Below are 19,085 nucleotides of genomic sequence, written 5' to 3' on the forward strand. Positions count from 1 at the left end.
ACTTGATTCTCTCCGGTTTAGGCCGCCGAAGTGGCGGCCTTGGTTGTGATTAGATTTGCGCTTGGATCATGCTAGTGATGTTGCTTAGAGCGGCATCCATCAACGCTTCGTTCTCTGCCACTTGGTCGTTAGCTTCGAAGTAGGCGTAAGCTTGCTCTAGTGCGGTTTGGAACTCATCAACCAATTCCGGCGTAGGTTCACCAGTGAAATCTCGGATCTCCTTTAGTTTCTCTACATGTTCCATTTCTTCGTTATTGCCCTCTGTTTCAGATTGAGGCGCCTCACTACTTAGATTGAACGCTTTCACTAATAACGCTTCCATTTCCGCTGTATCGTCAAATTCACCGATCAAGTCGTTGCCTTGGTATAGCGCGAACTTGTACTCGCCATCTTTAGCGATCGGATAAATGTCAGCGTGGCTTTCATTTAGCCATGAACGGGCGACTAGCGGAGCGTACACGTTCGCTGGTACTGAACCATTTACTGAATGGATACCAGTCGCAACACTTGGTTGTACCAATGCGCCTTTTTCGTTGTAGTAGGTATCCGCAGATTGCCAGTCCTTAATCGTCTCAAGTTGAGCTTTCGCTTTTTCGCTTAAGTCGGTCGCTAGAATGTCGAATAGAACGTCTAGGCTGTAAGTTAGTCCGTCCTCATCTTTCGCATTAATCGACTTCACTCGGCCTGTTGGGAATGTCACTTCTTGCTTACCAAGTTTTAGCTCTAGGTTGGTAAAGGCTTCTAGCTGCTCAAGCGCTTTCGCTTCTTCTTCATCTAGGCTTTCACGGAATGAGTTAACGTCTAATACGTCATCCTCTGCCTGTTCGCCTTGCTGGTGCATTTCAGTTAGAGATGCGAGCTCTACCACTTTGCGCTCTTTACCAAAATCAAAGTCCACGGTTAGGCGGCCACCAAAGAAATTGCGATCGTGGTAATCGGTCATTGTGTCGCTGTTGTTGTAGTCGTATTGGCCTACATAAGCGTTAACAAACTCGATCAGCTGATCTACTGCTTCGGTATAACGGCTCATACCGTGTGGCGTTGGCGAGTTAGGGTTATCAATCTCGAACTGTAGGTAAGCTGGATTGTAGAGCATGACGTTTCTTGGCAAGTCAGTCAGCGTTAGATCTAGTGTGCCGTAGCGAGGCTTGCGTACTGAGATTTTAACGTCATTACTGATTTTGCCAGCTTTCTTAAGCTGAGCGATAAAGGCGCGGATTCGCTTAGCGATTTCACCCGTATCTCGAATGCCCTCTTTCTCGTAGATTGAGCCAAATGAATATTGAGTTGGGTCTAGCGCGAGAAGTTGTTTTTCTTCCTCGGACGCACCCTTATTCACTTCATCTGCTGTGTCAGATTCTACGGCGTTCTTAGCACCCAATAGCTCAAGCAGTTTGTTTGCACCGTCAACCGTTAGGTAGCTGCGAGAATTGGTGTTAGCGATAAAGCGTAGCTCTTTACCCTTGCTCGATTTTGCAGAGAAGAAACTGTAGCCAAATGTATTTTCCATTTGGTTCTCTTGTTCTTCGGTTAGCGCAACATCGTTAATCTTGCCGTCAGCGTCCACCTTAGCCAGTAGCTTGTCGGCGTTCTCGCGTAGTGTTGGGCGCGAGTGAAGCGAACCCGAGCCGTTAATGGCTAACGTTGAATACAATGATTCAAAGCCGTTGATTGTGGTGAACATGGCCGGACTGACAGGCTCTAGTGGTGCGCTGTATTCCGTCTCTGCAATTTGCTCAAGCGTTTTGCCGTCCTTAAGCATGTTAAAGATTGCAATAGTGCTTTCTTTCACTGCTTGGTCGTTTAGTTGAGTCGATTTTTGCTGCGCTGCTGCACCCTCTAGGCCAGTTTCTAGCACCTTGCCTGTGTACGTATCGATAACGCTAAAATCAGATTGGCCAATAGTGCCAACTGGTGCGTAGCGTTTCTCGCGTGTCGCCTTGAATTGACCTTTATGGTTCAAGTCAGGCAATGCAGCAAGGCTAGGGAAGCCACGGCTTTCGTATTCCGCTTCGATAGCTTTTGTGTACCACAATGGCATGACTGAGTTATGGATAGCGCGCGCCATCTGTTCATTGTCGATCTGCTCATCGTTATCCAAGTATCTAAAACCATGAATTGCCAGGATGTCTTGGTTGGTAACACTTGCCATTGCATAGTGCTGAGCAAAGAGCTCATCTGAACTTAGTTCGGATAGGTCAGGGTAACTACCGTCATCAATCGCCTTAATGAAGCGCTCAACTTTTTGGTAGTCCTCGCCTTGGTCTGCCATTGCTGGAATGACGGTTTCACCTTTTGCCTTGGTGTAAGCTACGTCTCCATCATGGTAAACCGTAGTCGCGCTAAACGCTTTTTCTACGTCATCCAGTGCTAACGCTTCGCCGTTCTCAAACTTCTCGTATAGGTCGCCACGTAGCGCGCGTAGGTCGAACATTTTCGCCGTTGCGCTAAAGAATCCGTCACGGTAGTTCAAGATAGCTTGCAGTAGGTCAGCACGTTTCGCACGGCGGTTAAATGGGATGCGGTGAGCCGTTAGGAAATCAGTGATCTCTTTACGGTTCTTAAACTGCGCTTCCAATGACGCTAGGGTTTCACCTTGTAGTGATTCCACTAGATGCGCTTGCTCTGAAATGCGCTTAGCTTGGTCATCCACTTTCTCGCCACGTTTTAGCGTTTTGCCAGTGCCTAGCGTTAGGTCAGCCAGCATAACGAGACGCTTGCGATCGCTTGGGCTCACTGACTGCATATCCTTAAGTTTAGATAGGGCAGTTTCTTGGAAGCGCATGCGGCCTTGCGTGTGTTCTGCTTGGCGTTGTAATTCAGCATCGCTTTGAACCAGCATTAGGTCTTCGGCAATCTCTTGAACCATTTCCGGTGTCACAAGGTCAATCGATGCGCTCCATAGCTTGTACGCTTTTGGATTTTCCTTGCGGTTCTTCATTTCCGGTTGCTGGCGTAGCTGCTTAGCGAACGCTGCTTTGAAGCCCACTTGTTTTAGGGTATCGAGCGTAGACTGAGGAATTTCATCAACGCCTTTGTCCTCAACCCATTGGTCTAGCGCTTCGGCTGCGATGCGCTCCGCTTCCTCTAGGTCGCACTCAACCATGCCAAATAGCGGCTCTAGGTCAAAGTTGCTTACTAGCTCTGGTGGCAGTTTTTGGTCATAAGCGATTGCACCGTGGCGAATGCCATTACCAGCGTCAGCGAATTGCTCTTTAGCCGATTCTGGATCGAGGCACTTAACCACTTGATGTTGTGGCGGCGTTGTACCCAAGCCATAAGGGCGTAGACGTAGGCCATACCAGAATAGGTTATCCGTGGTTTCGTCTTTGTCTTGGTCGTTCGCGTTTGGCTCGTCGTTCTCAATTGGTTGTGGTTCTTCATTGCTGTCATCGGTATCTTGAAGCAACTTAGATTCGCGATCGTAGTCAGCCAGAATAAGTGATTTAGCAGCTTCCCAACCTTGTAGATCGTCGCCACCAGCAAGCGGTGAACCCTCGCCGTAAGTGACAGCCAAGGTTTGGTTATCGCGCGCGTGGATCATGTACTGGCCAAAGCTATCATCGTCGTTCGCGTCAGGCGATTCGAAGTAGACAAACGGCTCACTATCTTCGCCTTTATCCATCTTCCAGCCCTTAGCAATGGTCTTGCGACCAATAAGAGCCAATAGCCATTCTTTGCGCTCGATATTTGCTTTTCGTTCCCGTTCTTCGTCTGACAACTGAGGAAAATCGTTTTCAATTGAATCACGGATGTATTCTTTAGCCTCGGCAAGCTCTGATACTGTCATAGCGCCTTTATCGAGCTCATAAATCGCATCATTGATGTACGACTCTGAATACGTGCTAGGAACGTTTTGATTTGCTGCACCCGCAAACTCTAATGAGTCTTTAAACTCTTGGCTTAGCTGCTTAACAAAGGCATCGAGATCGCCATTGAACGCGCGGTTAATGATGAAGTCGCGCTTCTCTTGCTTAGTCCATGAAGCGTCCCATTGCTCGATCACTTGAGACGAACTACCACCAGCGTTTACATTTTTCGTTGCTGTATTTGCTGCTGGCTTGATAGCAGCAAGCTGTTTGCGTAGTTCTTCTTGGATTTCGTTTTGCGTAGCGATCTGAGTTTCTAAGCGCTTCTCTTTCTTGGCCAGTTCACCGAGCTTTTGTTCCAAGTCGGTAGCTTCTTCACCTAGTTGAGCGGCTTGCTCATCGAGCTCTTGTGCCTTTTGTTGCGCTTCTTCCAATGCTTTCTTGTCAGCGTCTTTCTTCGCCTTAGCGGCTACAAACTTCTCGCTGTTGTTTTCAAGCAATTGCGCTAGCTTGTTGGTCACTTCCTTAAGGGACAAATCCATGTTGCCCTTTGGCGCGACTACGTGAGTAATATCGCGTGAGTTCATTAGGAAGCGGAACGCAATTAGCGTGTCGTCTGGATTGATTTTTAGCGGATCGTTATCCGGCGCATGGAACGCAATAGAAATGCTCTGGCCATCCGAAAATGGGATTTTCACCATTTGGACAGCAACCGCACCAGACTTGCGCGGTTTGCCTACTTCTACGGCCTCTACCGATAGAGTAGGGGTTTTACGTTCCAAGTGCTTACCGAATTGCTGAGCACGAAATTGAAGCCTTGAGGCTTTCGATTTGAACGCCTCTAACATCATTTGTGGCACAGGCTTGCACTGATACAAGTAGGTGTTCTCCAAATCCTCAAGTGACAATGCCTCTAGGATTTGATCGGCGTTTTTACCTTGCAGCACCGCTTCAATCTGCTCCGGCGTGAGCTTCTTGGCCAGATGGTCGATGCGATCCACAATCTTGATTTGATTTTGACTGGTAAACATCATGACTTTGCCGCCTCTAATTGTGCTTCAAGTTCTTTGGTTTCTTGCTTCTCTTGCTCTAATGCAGTTTCGAGATCTGTTATGCGGCGTTGTTCTTCTTCCAACTTGGTGCGAACGCTGTCCCGAGCGGCTAGGGCATTGGTGTAATTGGATTGAGCGATCTGTTCAGCCGCTTTGGCTTCTTCAAGTCGCTTAGCAATAGAACGTGTAGCTGGTTGAATGTCTGAGGTGTCTTTAACGGCTTTAGCCGCTTTACGTGCAACTTGCTTGTCAAACTTGCTTTGGTTGCGCTTCATGAGGCGAACCATTTCACGCGCAAGCTCGCGCTCGTTTTTCACGCTAGGGATAGGCTGTTTAGTGCTGTTGAGTGTCATTTGGAAAATATCACCCTCATCACCAATAAACAGCGTCATTGACTGGCCATTATCAAAGAATAACTTGGCGCGTTTAACTGTCTCGCCGTCTCGTCTCGTTCTCTTGTTCGAGGCTTCTACGTCTGTAACAGTCGCACCAGCTTGTTTTAACGCAGTGATCAGACTCTTAAGGCCGCGTTCGGTCACGTTGTCAAAATCGACCACCACATAGTTATGTGACTGGTCTAGTGCAAACTTACTGTTGTTACGCAATTTCAAATTCCTCTGAATATGTCGTACAGGTAGGAAAGATTTTGTATAGCGGATTGATTAGGGAACAGGAGCGCTCAATCTTAACGTCCAGAATCCACTCGCCATGCAGCTTTTCCCCTGCTTCGAGTTCGAGTAACTTGCGATCGAATGTCAGGTATTCGCTGTTATTTCCGGCGTGTGAAAAGTCGAGCTTACGTGTGCGAGTAATGACGGCTTTTGGTCGTTTTTTACTGCGCAACGAATAGGTTAAAGTCCCACTCGTTATGGCTCGCTGAGATTGATAACCAAGAACGAATCGAATCACATCGGGATCGTCCATCTGGTTTGCATGCAGTATTCTTACTGCGTTTCGTTTAAGCAAAAATCGGTCAGCAATGGCTAGGCCAATCACTGCAAATTCCATCATTTGCTTTGCCCTCCGGTATTAAAAAATCTCGCTAACGTTTGGCTAGTCAGCTTGCGGATAAAGTTGATCGAGTCTGCTCCGTTGTTCGACGCAATGAGGACAAGCGCGCTGGTGTAACCAGCCTCCACACCCTCGCTTTCACACAAGTAAGCGACTATCAAACCGACCACCAACGCCAGCGTTAGCTCGGTTAAAAAATCAAGGAATCCACCAGCCAAACGTTGCTCGCGTATGCCTTGGAGATATGACCCAACACCACTGAGGACAGATAGAGCCAGTACGCTAATCGCAAAGCTCTCACCAACAACTGACACTGGCATTAAATCCCCCTTTTATATGTCACCTAGCGAGTGTATTCGGAATTATGGCTTTTGCTCAATAGACGGGCGTTACTTACTTTTGAATAGGTATTAAATAGGGCTGGTTTGAGGAAAAAAGTTAGATTTCAAGAGCCTATATAAAAAAGAAGCCTCTCGCCCAAAAGGTAGGCGAGAGGCAAGTCCAAGCGTTTTGTTGCGCGGCAACGCAAACAAAACTTACAACGAGGATAGTCGAGTCGAATCGATGTTTGACAAGGCAGATTATATAAATATTGGCTTTCGCATCAATATGCGCCCATGTTTTCGCATGCGAAAACTTTAGGGAATGGCATGTTTTAAAGTTCTCGCATGCGAAAACTTTGCAAAAAAGGGACAGCATCGTGTCCCTTAGATTGATGGTTATGGCTTGATGTAGCGGATCGAGAAATGTGAACCCTTAACCGCCGTTGACGCGCCCCTGTCTAGGAACTGAATTAAATCGCCGCGATTTAGCTTCCCAACCCATCGACAAGTGATCGTGGATGCACAATAGTCGTTAGACAAGCTCTCTGACTCTGAAATGATAACGCCGTTCTTAGTAATGGCTGAGTAAACAATCGAGTCATTCACGGCATTTCGTCGTCGTATCGGAGTCCATTGAATGTCGTAATAACCTGCAACACGAATATCAAACCCTGACACCGGAGTATTGTATGCAACCAAATCAAACGGATCGAGATAATGGCCTATCCAATCCTTGTATTCCCATGTGGTTGAGCCAATTGTGATATTTCCCGCCCTTAACTGTCCTCCGCTACCAACAACAGACTCACCGCTACGGTTCAAAGAAGCAACTTTAGAGTCTACGTAATCCTTGCGCGCTAATGAGTGACCCGCCGAGCTTTGAGGCGCACCCGCATATACGTTGCCACTATATACCTCGACATACTTGCTTCTACGGTTAGTGTATAATCTAATCCGACCATCAGAGTTAGTAAGAACCTGAATACCAGCACGAATGTTAGTTCCATCGTAGTAAGAGGCAAAAGCCCAATGAGCACCTGTACTATCTGGCACATTAACACTGTAAGCAGCATAACCGTTACCACCCCAAGTACCATCATAGAAGTTAGGAGCTACACGAGCTGCCTTTGCTTTGGAATGCCAAGAACCAGAAGTAAACTGTCCATCAGTACGAACCAATGAGCTACCGAAAAAGACACCAGTACCAAATGATCCTAAGTCATTGATGCGAAGCCAAGAACCATCTGTAGCTCTAACCCCTGTCTTACCACCAAAATCCAAGGTTTGGTTCAAATTTATATTTAGACCCGAAGAAGCTACGATGGGATTGTAGAAATAGAAACCACTCGCTGCCTCCGTTTGGAGGTGGCACCAAGAAGTATTACGAGAACCAATCCAAGTTTTCTTTGTAGAGTAATCAAGTTCTAAACCCTTTCCATCAACAGAGTTGATTGCCCCTAAGTCTTTATTGTAAGACGTATAGCTAGTGACCATTCGCCCTTTAACAATACCCGATGGCTCAGTCGCACCTTTGTTGCTAACGTAAGGCGTAATTGTGTGACTACACATGTATCGAATAAGAATGTTCGTACTGTAGGCACTACGTGTTTTCACATAGATTGCGTAATTATCGCCGCCAGTATTCACCCAACCAAATTCACTAAATGGCAAGCCGCTAGGATGGTCTGTGATCACTTGGCCATTTAGACCTTTAGGGTTGTTATTACTGGCTCGCAGAATCATTTGATGTCGTGATGATTGATAATGCAGATTGACGTTAAAGCCAGCACCTCCAAAGAACTCAATAACCGCAGTAGAGCTTGATTGAGGCATCGTTACATTAGCAACCAAACACCAAGAGTTGTCACTACCTAAAGAGGTGCGCACAACCTCTGTACGGTTGAATGCCTCTGTGACAACTTTTTGTCCTTGAACTTCGATAGGAACGGTGGAATGAAGCTTGGAGCGAGTCAGGTCTAACTTAGCATCCCCTCCATTGTGAGCGCCACCAACCCCTATTTGAACGTAAGCATCAGATGAATTAGAGCCGTTAGTAAAGTAAACAGCACGGCGATTACCAATCACTCCATAGCCATCCAGCTTAACTTGCTCGCTCGCGGGAACGCTATTTCCTGAGCGCGTACCTTGCACTTCAACACTACGGTTAGAAGAAACCGACTCTGTTGCGTTCATTGAGCCGTATAGCGTTGTTTCACCACCTTTGCGGATCTTCAATCGACTTGAAACGTCACTCTCTACAATGTCAAATGTGCCATCGGTTTTCGTTTCTACATGGAATCGCTTACCTGCATGGCCTAAATGCAATTGAGATACATTGGAACTGCCCTCATCAATGGTTAGGCCACCAGTCAGTGTACCACCAGACTGTTTTAGGTAGCGGCCATCGGCTTGCGCTTGTGTCATTTTCGATGCTGCAAGGTCATACGCTTTCTTAACGGCACCTGCTGCCGCAAATTTCACATCACTGGCATCATTAATCGCCGCTGTGAATGCGTAGTTAGGCACGTTGGATAAGCCAACTTGAGCTTTTGTCACCTTGTGTGGGTTTGATGTGTCGGATTTGTGTTGAGCGATATTGGTTGTAATGGCCGCTACCGCATCTTCTTGATCCATTAACGCATCACCTAGCTCTTTGATTGTGTCTAGCGCTTCTGCTGGCGCACCACCAATCAAAGTGCTGATACGTTCGTCGGTGTGCTTGTTCGCGTTTGTCTCTGCTTGCTCTGCGCGGTCATAAGCTGCGTTACCGCGATTTAAACCATCAACGCCTTTGTCGTATGCCTGTTTAACAGCACCAGCGGTCGCCAGTTTACTGTTGGACGTGTCTGATACCGAGCTGGTGGCTGGATAGTTTGGTACGTTGCTTAAGCCTACTTGTGCCTTTGTGACTCCGTGCGGGTTCGTTTTATTGCTAGCGTGCTCATCCACTTTTGTCGTGATTTCTTCACGCAATTTTCGAGCTGGACTACCACCAACTTGAGTCAATTTTTTTAATGCCATTCAGAAATATGCCTTTCTCAATTCATTGACCAGCAACTCCGACAAAGCGCCGGAGCACATCGTTAATGGGGAAGTAGGAAAGGAAAGGTCATGTTTACTTGAAGCCAATAACCGTCACGATGTCGCCAGCTTGTAGCTGTTCACCGAACGTGATTGTGTTACCAGATAGACTCCATACACCTGCGTTCTGCATTACGCCGCACACACTTAGAACAAGGATTGCTGATACTGTACCCGCTGGCAGAGTGACCGTAGTTGATGCAGCTTCGACAGTAATATCCACCGTTCGGATCGCGTCTTTGATGGAAGCGCCTAGACTATCTTTGGTTGCATATTTACCGTCAGATTCCGCTTTGGTGTATGACGCGCCGCTAGCAGCTAGACCGCTACGTGCTTGTGAAATGATTTGTGATTTAGTGGTGTTCTCAAGCTTTGCTGCGTTAACGGCAGTTGCGTCAGCGTCTAGCGCGCCCACGTCTTCAGCTGTGAGCTCGACGTTTGCGCTTAGCGCGTGACCGTTGATGGTACGAGTCTTTGGCACTGCATTAACAACACGAGAGTCATTACCCTGCATAACCGTGCCAGCGCTAGTGCCGAAGTTTTTGTTAAATGCTGTATTTTTGCTAAACGCTGGTTCAGCACCTACGTCTGTAGCTTCAAGCACTACGTTACCGCGCTGGCCGTTAACAGATGAAACCGCATCTGTTGGCGTTAACAGCTCTTGCCAGTTCGCTAGTGTGCTTGCTGGTTGGCGCATAAGAACGAATGATTTACGCAGATCCGAACGGATTGCCATATCACCCTCTTGCGCTGTAAGAGCAAGCATTTCCGCTTCTGATTTAACAGGGAACGTTTCTTTGATTGCGATAGCTGGCAATTGGCCTTGTGGGATCTTACCTGTGCTATCTAGCGTAGCCACGCCCTCTGCAACGCCTTTCTTGTTATTAGGGATGTAGTCGTGAGTGTGGCTTGCTGGCGCTGCGCCCACATCTGAGTGAGTCAGAGTCACATCGCCCGTTAGTGGTTTGTTATTGATAGTGCGAGAAGTTGGGACAAGGTTCGAACGCGCTTCACTGACAACTTGTGCCTTGGTTTTGCCCTCAAGTTTTGATGAGTCTGTTGCGCGAGCACCCGCTGGTAATGCACCAACGTCTTGAGCTGAAAGATCAGAAACGAGACGGTTAATGCGAGTTAATTTGTTTTGTGTAGCCATAAAAGATCCAATTTTCGTTGTTAGTAAAAAGGGCATTTATGGGGAATAGGTTTTGGGGGAATGTAGAAACTGATTAGCCGACCAAGGTGATCTCCGTTCCTGCTGCAATTTCGTCAACAAACTGGATAACACCAGTGTCCGGCACAATGGTGTAAGCAATATCTTTTGATTGCTGTACACCTTGTAGGAACACAAGCTTAATCGCGCGCTCTGCAAATGCTGGCGGGATAGCGAATGTGTTCGAGGTATTAGGGAAGTGGCTATGGAATACTTCCATAGGCGAGCCAGTAGCGCCGCTGTTGATGATAGATTCAAGGTTATCGATGTGCTCTTGAAGCTCTGCAATGATGGAGCTTGAGCTTAATGATGGAACACCAAGAGTAATCACCACTTCATCACCCGTTTCAAGTGGTTCGGCTACTTCAACTTCGTTAGTGTCTTTTAGAAACTGCCAAGCACTATCTTTGGTTTGCACGATACCTTGGATAGACAATGAATCTACTTCTGGCACCTCGTAAGGCAATGCGATTTTTGTTTCACCACCAGACGCAATGTATGGCCAATGCTCAACCGATTTGTTGTAGGCGGCAACGGCTTTGTCGTGGACTAACTTGATTGCTCTCGCTGTAGCATACAGCTGATCGTTATCTACGTTTATCTCACTGGTTGCGTCCCAGTTGTTTACCAAGCCAAGGCCAACTTGCGCCTTGGTTACGTGGTGCGGGTTTTCACGGTCAGCGTAGTGCGCATCGGCTTCGGCGCGCATCGCATATTGCTTATGTGGGTCGGGATGTGAAACGTGGCCTTGTAGGTCATAACCGCCTTGTTCACGATCATCAAAATTAAGGTGTTCACTTTTGAGTTGGCTAACGCCATCTGGCACGGTAGCACGACACAAAATCAAATGATGTTCTTCTACCGCCTCCTGCGGAAGTACCTTAACTTGTGACGCTTCAATCTCTGACGCTAAATCGACTTGCTTTGTCTTTACGCCGAACTTATAGAACGCCTCAAGCACCACATAAGAAGTCGCCCCAACCGGAATTTCCACATCAATATCGTGTTGCTGGCGAACGGTTAGGATGTAGTCGTCACGCTCAACCAATGCCACGCCAAATTGTTCACCACTGCTCACACGCAGTTTCATTCCACCAGCCGGAGCACATTCAAACCCACGGAAAATACCAGCGCGAACGATGCCGTAGAATTTGCGGTTTAGACTGTTACTAGCCAGTGGTTCTAGGTATTGCGTATCGGTGATAAACGGTAGCGCTTGCCAGTCCGTTAGCAGTGGTGGAATGATGATCGTTTCTTCGAAGTTTGGGCGACTCATTAGGCACCAACCTGCGCCACTTGAGCGCTATCCGTGCGAGCCGTGTTAATCACGATTTCTATCGATAGGCCACGGTCAGAGTAGATCCAAACTGGTTGAGTGACAGCTACTAAAATTAGGCCGCCGCTCGCATCTTTCACGCCCACGCAAGAGAACTGGTATTGTTCATCTTCTGCTAGCGTACCCGCTGGCAAGTTTGCCGTTATCACGATATTGCCGTTCACATAGGCGTAGTTCGCCTTAGAGCGGTAAAACACGTTTTCAACGGTTGTTTTATCCAGTGGGATAGGCATGCAGCTAGGCTTGCCCTCAATTTCTTGGATAAGGTCAAAACCCCATTCAAGATCGCCAAATTGGAAATAAGGCTCAGTACCATTGGTAGGCAACGACGACAAGGCGCGTTCGTCGTAATAACGGTTAAGCAGTTCACACTGCGATAGGACTACTTTTTGTGTAAGCACCTTTACGACCTCGTATAAGTCGTGGCGCTTTAATGGGACGGGGAATAGGAATAGGGTTAATAGTACCGTCTATCAATGGAGATCGCATCTAAGGGGATCGCATCCATTCTAGGTGTACCATACATAGGGCTAACAGGGCGTTCTTCCTGTGTCGTCGTTCCAGTCTGAACAAAATCCTGTTTATAGCTCGGTGTTGATTCTATATTGGTCGTGGTCTGTTTTCCAACCGTAACATGGTCAGAATAGTTAGGTATTTCCACCATATCCATGACTTCAAATTCAATAGAATACAATTGGCCATCTAAAACAATACGTAATGGGATAAGAGGATGCACCACTCGCTTAATCTTTGCTTCGAATGCTCGAATGGCTTCCTCGGTAATACCATCCTCACCTGCAATGTCGTTCAAAGGGATGCGAATAGCGCCGCGACTGGTCAGGAAAAAGTCGCTCGGGTTTAATCCGTTTTGCAGCTCTAACTCTGACTCGGGAACTAAGAACGTGCCGTATGGGAATCGGTCTTGATCTACTGGCGCGTAGATTCGTTCCCACTTAACACGTAGCCCTTTAAATTCACGCGCGAGCGTTGAGATAAGTGGGTAAATGGTCTTTTTAAAGTGTATTTCGTCCTTACGCTGCATCACAACGTGTGGCAAGTCCTCATCGGCCACTTCGCCTAGTGGGAAGATTTTTCGCAGCTCTTTAATGTCTTCTAGCAGCGATTCTTTGTCCATTTCGTACAGTGAAGAACGCGCTTTAAGCTTTTCAATGTATGACTCTACGTGCGCTTCAATTGACTCTGCGATCGCGCTTGCTAAATCTACCCAAGCGGCTTCCTTTTGACGCGCCTTGGTTAGCTGGCCAGATAGCCATTTTCTAAAGTCTCCAAATGCCATGTTTTTTCCTTATTGGTGTGAAAGTTTTCGCATGCGAAAACATCCGTGTTTTTCATGCTCCGTGCGAAAAAGTTCTCGCATGCGAAAACTTCTATGAGTAATCGAAGTTAAGTTGAATGGTTGACGCACTCACGTCTAAATAGTGGTAAGTATCAATAGGGATGCGGTCAAGAATCCCAACGACATCAACCTCAAACTCTTTAATACCCAAAGTTACGTTGAGCTCTTGGATGGCGTCCCAAATTTGGTTTTTGGTAATGCGGTCATTGCGACTTGTCTGTTTGCCAAATTTCTCATTTAACGCATCGGCTAGTACCTTTGTCGCCCATTCTGGATTTGAGCTTGGATAAAGCTTGCCAGTAATCGCTACAGTGAAAGGCTCGTCTTTACGTTCCACCATTTCATAGCGTTCGTTGTAGCCCTCACGGCCAGCGAATAGATCTTGTATTTCCTTATACAAAATCTCGTCGGGCTTATCGGCAGAATAAGCGCAAATGAAAATGGTATTGATGTTACGAACGTCAGGTTTTCCAGTGAGTTTTTCCTGCTCTGCTTCGCCCCAAATGGACAACCAAGTAACACCCGAAACATTACGCTTAACAAAGGTCATGTAATCCGAGTCCCACGCAATCTGCTCGTCATAGATTGGCGAGTAAAGGGCGTTGTTTCGGATTGATTCAATGTTTTCTGGCTCTGCACCGCCGATAATGCTGGTGGACGTTTTGATTGAGAGCTGGTCTTTATAGGCGCTTTGAATACCCATATCGATAAGCTCTAAAGGCTGCGCATCGAGTAGGGTAGTCACACCATTAGTCAGCCATAGCTCAAACTCAATCACATCGCCCGTAGCTGGCGCGCGACCGTTATTGTTGTTACCAAAACGAACGCCTAGCTGGTCGGTTGGCTTGTAATATTCCATGTAGGCTTTGGATTTGCCGTCCGTATTGCGAAACTTAAAAACGTGCGTCCATTGCTCGCCGTTCACGCGCACGATGATGTTATGAATGCGCTTAGTCAGCTCTTGAGGGAACGCCACGGCCAACCAGTTCTGTCCCTCATCGACCGTGTAGGTCATTTTGGACACTTCGAACTGTTGTACCTCTACTGCGGCGCTTTCTTGCGGCATCAAATCAATGGCTTCCATTAGCGTATAGCGCAATTGATTGTCAGCAACGCATTGGCTGTATTTCGGCAAGGTTACGCGCTTTGTTCCGGTATTGGTCACTAGCGCACGGCCTTTCGATGGTGCTGCTTTTCGCCCTACATAGCCCTCAGTTTCAGCGCCCGCCAAAATGGAGGTGCGTTTAGTGGCTAGCGTCAAGTAGGATTCTTGCAATGCACGGCTACTGATTGCTGCCATGCGTTCAACAATCTTGGCCACAAATAAGCAAAGGTAGTCAACGAATTGCGAACCAATATGACGCGACCACCAGCTTGAACCAGCAATCGCCTCGTTAAAGGTCTTTTTGACTTCTTCTAACTTACTCAAAACGTAATACCTCTCTCCAACGTTTGACCGTTCACAACGATCGTCAATTTGTAGGCATCGATACCGTTCACGCTTGGCTCTACGGCAATGCCTTGAACCACCGCGTCTTTCACGTCAATTGGGAGGGTTAATAGGATTGAGTTTTCGATAGCTGCTGCTGTGGTTTCGTTTAGTGGTTCATGCTTGTATGCCCCTAATCTGTTGCCCCATTTTGGAGCGCCCCAAACTTGGCCTTGAGGTGTATCGAGCCATTCAGAGACGCGCGCAACGATCGCGTGTTTCTCATCGGCCACCTTTACACCGTCAATATCGACCCGTAGTAAGTAATCAATTTCTTGGCTCATTTATCACTCCATATCAGCGCTTTGACGCTGTAACGAACGGTCATCAAAGTTGAGAGGAATAGAGCCACTAGCCTTAGTGGATGAGGCTGGCTTGTCTTTGCTTGAGCTGCCGCTAGGCGCTGCAAAGATAGTGGTTGGTTTGTTGTTATCACTGCCGCTAACCGCGCGCCCAATGGCATCCAGTGAATGCTTGCTAAGTTCCACGGTTTGAGGCTTACCGCTCTCTTTGAGGTCTTTCATTGCTGCCTGTGCTTGCAGCTCGCTAACTCGCTCATTGCGTTGGATGGATGATTGAGTCGCAACCGTCTTATTCGAGGTGTTTTCGGTATCCACTTTCACCACGGATTGAGCATCCGTTTTCTGGTTACTTAGCTCGGTATTGATGGATGATTCATGGCTGGCAGTGGTCACGCTGTTGGTTTGCGTGTTATTTGCAGCCTTGGTTAGTGCAGCTACGGCCTCGGCTTCTTTACGGCGTTTGATCTCCGCATCGACAGCGGCCACTTGTTCGGCTTTCTTATCTGGCGAGTAAACTTGGCCAAGCTCGGGATGCTCGACCATACCGGACATATCCATGCCCGTTTCATTAGCCACTTGCACACGTTTGTCCTGGCTAATGCGTTTTTCTCTTTTTACAGCTAAGTAAGCTTCTTTGTAGCTAATGTCTTGCTCGCTGGCCTTTTGCGATACCTCTTGAGAGGTCACTTGAGTTGAGTTTTTCGCATCAAGTTCGCGCATGGTTTTCTCGTCGCCGGACACTTTAGCTGTGTGGTAGGCTTCGGCGCTCTTAAGGTGTTCTTCTTTCTCCGGTTGAGCTTTCTCAGCCTTAGAATCCTTAGCCTCTTTGTCGTCCTCAACCTCACCGCCAAATAGCTTGTAAATGCCTTTGGCCATATCGCCAGAATCAAAGGTTAATGCTTCCTTAGCGCCATCAAAACCGAACGCCCCAAGCGCCGAACCAAGCAAACCAGCACCGCCACTGACTAGGCCACCCAAATCGAGCACGTTCGCCAATGCCATTGAGCTTTTCTGGCCAGTTGTCGCCTCTTGACCATCTTTGAGGTTGAACGTCTCTTTCTGCTTGTCTTGGTCTGTAAATCCGCTAAACGCTTCGTAGGCCATTAAAGCCGGAGCAAGGAAAGGAATTGCCTTACCAGCGACGGAGCCGACTTTAGACATGCCCTTAAAAGCGGCACCCGCCATCGATGCGCCTTTGCTGGCCACGCTTGAGGCTTTACTGCCAATCCCCGACATTACCGATTTAACTCGGCCACGCTTACCGCCAGCTTTACGACCACTGCGGCGTTCAAACATATCGCCAGCCAAGTCAAATAAACCGCCTTGGCCATCGTTCCCCGCTGCTTTGGTTGCCGAAATCAGATCATCGAGCTTGTCTAGCACATCATCAAACTGGTGTTCACGATCAGCACTCGACTCATGGAGTACTTCAAGCATGTTTGCTCGGTAGCTCTGATCTTTGGTGCTTGTTAGCTCACTGGCCTTGCTTATCCGGCTAGAATCGCCCCTAGCAAGATTGACAGGATCGTTACCCCTAGCACCATCACGGTTAGGTCGATCACTAGGCGTAATTTGCGTTGAATGGCTTGTCTCGAACGAATCTTTTGTCGCTGATAGTTGTTCATGGCTAACTGTCTCTATGGCTGTGACGGCCTGACTGTCTGCCTCTGGCGCTTGTTTGCCTCGGGTAAAGAGTCGGCCTAATTTCGATTCTTTAAGCTTGTCCTTGGTTGAAGTGGCCTTTTCGCTTACATCATCCAATGCCTCTTTAGCGTCTTGGCCTAAGTGATAGAGCTCTTTTGCGGAGTAGAAGAACGAACCACCAGCCGCAGCGCCAGCTGCATCGGTCGCATCGTTTTCTTCCTGTAGGAACTCTTTCACGTTATTGATGGCTAACTGCTTAAGGCTGGTGGCCACCTTGGCAAAAACGCTCTGGCTTTCCTTTTCCGTGTCGGTTTGCTTTTCAATCTGGCGCTCTAATGCCGTTTGTTGCGCGTTCTTGTAAGCCGATTGCTCTTGCTTGCTCGCGTAGCGGCCATCGGAGCGTCGAAGCTTGCCGTTTGCGTCTTCCCAATAGCCCTCAAACTCTGCCAGTGCGTCAGAGACGGCCTTTTCTAGCTTCTCTGGTACATCATCAAGGATTGAGGTATCTAAACGCTCAGAATTGGATTCTGGCGACTCTACATTCACGACAACAGGCGCTTGCTTTACAGGCTCGCGCGCGTCCTCGTTTTTCAGTGTGTCAGCAATCGGCGTAACGCCACTTACAGAGTTGCTTTGCTCGACCGCTTTAGCGTCCGGCTTTGCTTGTATCTCTGCTGGTTGACTAGGCGCAAATGACAGCTCAATTTCACCCGTTCGCTTGGTCTTGGTTGAGCTGGATTGATGTGCGCCATTTGATTGTTGTTTTAATCCTTTTTGTGGATTAGTGCTCGGAATTGTAGAGACGTTTAAAGAGGCGTTGGAAACGCCCTTAGTCACCGCCTTTTCGATGCCTTTTGTATCTACTGCAAGGACAGCCTTTTTCTGGTTCGTTGGCAGCGTCTTGCCATCGAGTTTACGACTAATCTCAGATAGCACGGCCAGCTCTCTGTCACTGGATCGCTTCACTGCATCAACAACCAGCGATAGATCGACCTCTTGTTGATTTTTGTCCATTTTTCACCTTGTCTTGGAGCGCTTTATCTAGGCTTATGGCCATCGTTTGAGGTGTTTTGAATACCGCATCGATAGGTTGGCCGCCGTAGATCGTTAAGTTCTCAATCAGTACGTTCCAACCAACGTAATCAAAACGTTGTAATGAAGTCGTTATTCCGAAAGGGTAAGAGCAACATTCGAGTTGCTTCACCTCCTTGCTCGATAACTTTCTGGCATTGCGCTATGGTGGCGACTAGGTAATAGCGACCCTCATCGTACTTAGTGAGCAAGCCGTGACGCGCATTGCGTAGGCACTTTTCAACCTTGGCAAAGGCCACGCGAAATTCCGTGTTGAGGTACATCGATTTCAATAGGTCGATTTTCCACACTAGGGCATCATCTTGGTCTTTCGGTTGGTCTTCGAACGTTAGGCAGTAGGCCAGCTCAGTGAGCGCCATGCGGTTAGCTTGTTGCTTCCATTCAGCGCTGTCCGGTTCGTACTGGTCGCGCTCATTACGAATGTTCTCAAGTTGCTCCGCCTCGTAACCGGTTAGCGGTTTCACGTTCGCTAGGTATGATTTGCCTTTCACGCTTAAGGTGATCTCTTGTTTTGGCAATCCATTGAGCGCCTTGGCCGATTCCATTAGCTCGCCCATATTGAGATCGAGATAGTGAGTTTCTTTGCAGTGCTCGCACTCATAACTAAATGGAATGGTGCCTAGCTCGCTGGTGGACATAAAAATCCACCACAATGCTGCACGGCGATCTTCACCAGTCCATAGGCCACTATCACTCATAGGGCGCTTGCTGGTGTCTTGCATGTGGTTCAGATAGCGAGTTGTGTTGGCTTCCTCTTGGTACTCGTTGAGGTCGCAGAACAATAGAGCGTCTTCCACGGTTGGGACTCGAAACTCAATCACTTCTGAAATGTTACTTGGTAGTGGAAATGATGGAATGTGCATTACAGTACCTTGTTACCTACAGACATAAATTTTTGGAGAATGAGCGGGAATGATTGGATCTGGTTGCCGTTTTCGCGTGAAAACATCACGTTGCCAATCTTGGTAGGAAAGACTTGATAGCTCTTATAGAGTGACTTTTTGCCGTCCTCGTTGAGCCTAAAAATGTTGACCTTAAACACGTACTCTTTGGGGATGTTGAGTGTGCCGTCTTGGTTTCTGACTTTCTTGATTCGATTTTCAAACCACTTGGAGATAGTCAGGTTTTGGTCATCACGAACCGTTAGCGTGATTTCACCAACGCTGCTGTATGTAGGCAGCGCAATCGAGCCTGAACCGACTTGGAATGAATCTGCATCGATAGAGCCAGCACCAAAATCAATATCCTTTACGTAAATATCAAAGTCCGTTGGCGCGTCCGGCGAGTCGATTTCTACCGCCCATTGCCAGCCTTGTAGCCACGGCTTATTCATAAAGTTATTGGTCGCGCGTTTGGCGAGCTGCATGTATGGATTCATC

The 19,085-nt window shown here is 47.7% G+C and carries 14 protein-coding genes; all 14 read right to left on the minus strand.

Going from position 1 to position 19,085, the window contains the following annotated elements:
• Window positions 1–49 precede the first annotated feature (49 nt).
• The 14 genes from CBX98_RS20255 to CBX98_RS20320 all read right to left on the minus strand — a co-directional run bounded on the left by CBX98_RS20255 (window position 50) and on the right by CBX98_RS20320 (window position 19,084).
• Window positions 50–4,843, minus strand: coding sequence for a hypothetical protein (locus CBX98_RS20255; protein ID WP_109170134.1), 4,794 nt, complete (start codon window positions 4,841–4,843; stop codon window positions 50–52).
• Window positions 4,840–5,466 carry a hypothetical protein gene (locus CBX98_RS20260; protein WP_053307342.1) on the minus strand — a complete coding sequence of 209 codons (627 nt, stop codon included), beginning with the start codon at window positions 5,464–5,466 and terminating at the stop codon, window positions 4,840–4,842. The genes CBX98_RS20255 and CBX98_RS20260 overlap by 4 nt, the downstream gene beginning before the upstream one ends.
• Window positions 5,459–5,872: a hypothetical protein gene (locus CBX98_RS20265; protein WP_053307343.1), complete on the minus strand. Its 414-nt coding sequence runs from the start codon at window positions 5,870–5,872 to the stop codon at window positions 5,459–5,461. Before CBX98_RS20265 ends, CBX98_RS20260 begins: the two co-directional genes overlap by 8 nt.
• Window positions 5,869–6,192: a hypothetical protein gene (locus CBX98_RS20270; protein WP_074190812.1), complete on the minus strand. Its 324-nt coding sequence runs from the start codon at window positions 6,190–6,192 to the stop codon at window positions 5,869–5,871. Before CBX98_RS20270 ends, CBX98_RS20265 begins: the two co-directional genes overlap by 4 nt.
• A gap of 399 nt (window positions 6,193–6,591) precedes the next feature.
• The gene (locus tag CBX98_RS20275; RefSeq protein WP_109170135.1) at window positions 6,592–9,216 is read right to left on the minus strand and encodes a hypothetical protein; all 2,625 of its coding nucleotides are present in this window, start codon (window positions 9,214–9,216) and stop codon (window positions 6,592–6,594) included.
• A gap of 94 nt (window positions 9,217–9,310) precedes the next feature.
• Window positions 9,311–10,429 carry a hypothetical protein gene (locus tag CBX98_RS20280; protein ID WP_109170136.1) on the minus strand — a complete coding sequence of 373 codons (1,119 nt, stop codon included), beginning with the start codon at window positions 10,427–10,429 and terminating at the stop codon, window positions 9,311–9,313.
• Window positions 10,430–10,502: 73 nt separating this feature from the next.
• Window positions 10,503–11,762, minus strand: a complete 1,260-nt coding sequence (locus CBX98_RS20285) for a hypothetical protein (RefSeq protein WP_053307347.1) — start codon at window positions 11,760–11,762, stop codon at window positions 10,503–10,505.
• Window positions 11,762–12,223: a hypothetical protein gene (locus CBX98_RS20290; protein ID WP_109170137.1), complete on the minus strand. Its 462-nt coding sequence runs from the start codon at window positions 12,221–12,223 to the stop codon at window positions 11,762–11,764. Before CBX98_RS20290 ends, CBX98_RS20285 begins: the two co-directional genes overlap by 1 nt.
• 56 nt (window positions 12,224–12,279) lie before the next feature.
• Window positions 12,280–13,119, minus strand: coding sequence for a hypothetical protein (locus CBX98_RS20295; RefSeq protein WP_109170138.1), 840 nt, complete (start codon window positions 13,117–13,119; stop codon window positions 12,280–12,282).
• 91 nt (window positions 13,120–13,210) lie between these two features.
• Window positions 13,211–14,608 carry a hypothetical protein gene (locus CBX98_RS20300; RefSeq protein WP_109170139.1) on the minus strand — a complete coding sequence of 466 codons (1,398 nt, stop codon included), beginning with the start codon at window positions 14,606–14,608 and terminating at the stop codon, window positions 13,211–13,213.
• Entirely contained in the window at window positions 14,605–14,952 is a 348-nt protein-coding gene (locus tag CBX98_RS20305) for a hypothetical protein (RefSeq protein WP_109170140.1), read from the minus strand. The genes CBX98_RS20300 and CBX98_RS20305 overlap by 4 nt, the downstream gene beginning before the upstream one ends.
• 3 nt (window positions 14,953–14,955) lie before the next feature.
• Entirely contained in the window at window positions 14,956–17,628 is a 2,673-nt protein-coding gene (locus tag CBX98_RS20310) for a hypothetical protein (protein ID WP_109170141.1), read from the minus strand.
• 128 nt (window positions 17,629–17,756) lie between these two features.
• On the minus strand, window positions 17,757–18,569 hold the full coding sequence (locus CBX98_RS20315; protein ID WP_109170142.1) for a hypothetical protein: 813 nt from the start codon (window positions 18,567–18,569) through the stop codon (window positions 17,757–17,759).
• Window positions 18,569–19,084, minus strand: coding sequence for a hypothetical protein (locus CBX98_RS20320; protein ID WP_109170143.1), 516 nt, complete (start codon window positions 19,082–19,084; stop codon window positions 18,569–18,571). Before CBX98_RS20320 ends, CBX98_RS20315 begins: the two co-directional genes overlap by 1 nt.
• Between the last annotated feature and the right edge of the window lies 1 nt (window position 19,085).

Origin of the sequence: Vibrio sp. T9, from assembly GCF_003123985.1 — a bacterium.
GTDB classification, from domain to species: domain Bacteria; phylum Pseudomonadota; class Gammaproteobacteria; order Enterobacterales; family Vibrionaceae; genus Vibrio; species Vibrio diabolicus.

Excerpts from the sequence above, each read along its gene's own strand:
- CBX98_RS20255 (WP_109170134.1), bottom strand. The coding sequence starts at position 4,843 with ATGATGTTTACCAGTCAAAATCAAATCAAGATTGTGGATCGCATCGAC.
- CBX98_RS20265 (WP_053307343.1), bottom strand. The coding sequence starts at position 5,872 with ATGATGGAATTTGCAGTGATTGGCCTAGCCATTGCTGACCGATTTTTG.
- CBX98_RS20270 (WP_074190812.1), bottom strand. The coding sequence starts at position 6,192 with ATGCCAGTGTCAGTTGTTGGTGAGAGCTTTGCGATTAGCGTACTGGCT.
- CBX98_RS20275 (WP_109170135.1), bottom strand. The coding sequence starts at position 9,216 with ATGGCATTAAAAAAATTGACTCAAGTTGGTGGTAGTCCAGCTCGAAAA.
- CBX98_RS20280 (WP_109170136.1), bottom strand. The coding sequence starts at position 10,429 with ATGGCTACACAAAACAAATTAACTCGCATTAACCGTCTCGTTTCTGAT.
- CBX98_RS20285 (WP_053307347.1), bottom strand. The coding sequence starts at position 11,762 with ATGAGTCGCCCAAACTTCGAAGAAACGATCATCATTCCACCACTGCTA.
- CBX98_RS20295 (WP_109170138.1), bottom strand. The coding sequence starts at position 13,119 with ATGGCATTTGGAGACTTTAGAAAATGGCTATCTGGCCAGCTAACCAAG.
- CBX98_RS20305 (WP_109170140.1), bottom strand. The coding sequence starts at position 14,952 with ATGAGCCAAGAAATTGATTACTTACTACGGGTCGATATTGACGGTGTA.
- CBX98_RS20310 (WP_109170141.1), bottom strand. The coding sequence starts at position 17,628 with ATGGACAAAAATCAACAAGAGGTCGATCTATCGCTGGTTGTTGATGCA.
- CBX98_RS20315 (WP_109170142.1), bottom strand. The coding sequence starts at position 18,569 with ATGCACATTCCATCATTTCCACTACCAAGTAACATTTCAGAAGTGATT.
- CBX98_RS20320 (WP_109170143.1), bottom strand. The coding sequence starts at position 19,084 with ATGAATCCATACATGCAGCTCGCCAAACGCGCGACCAATAACTTTATG.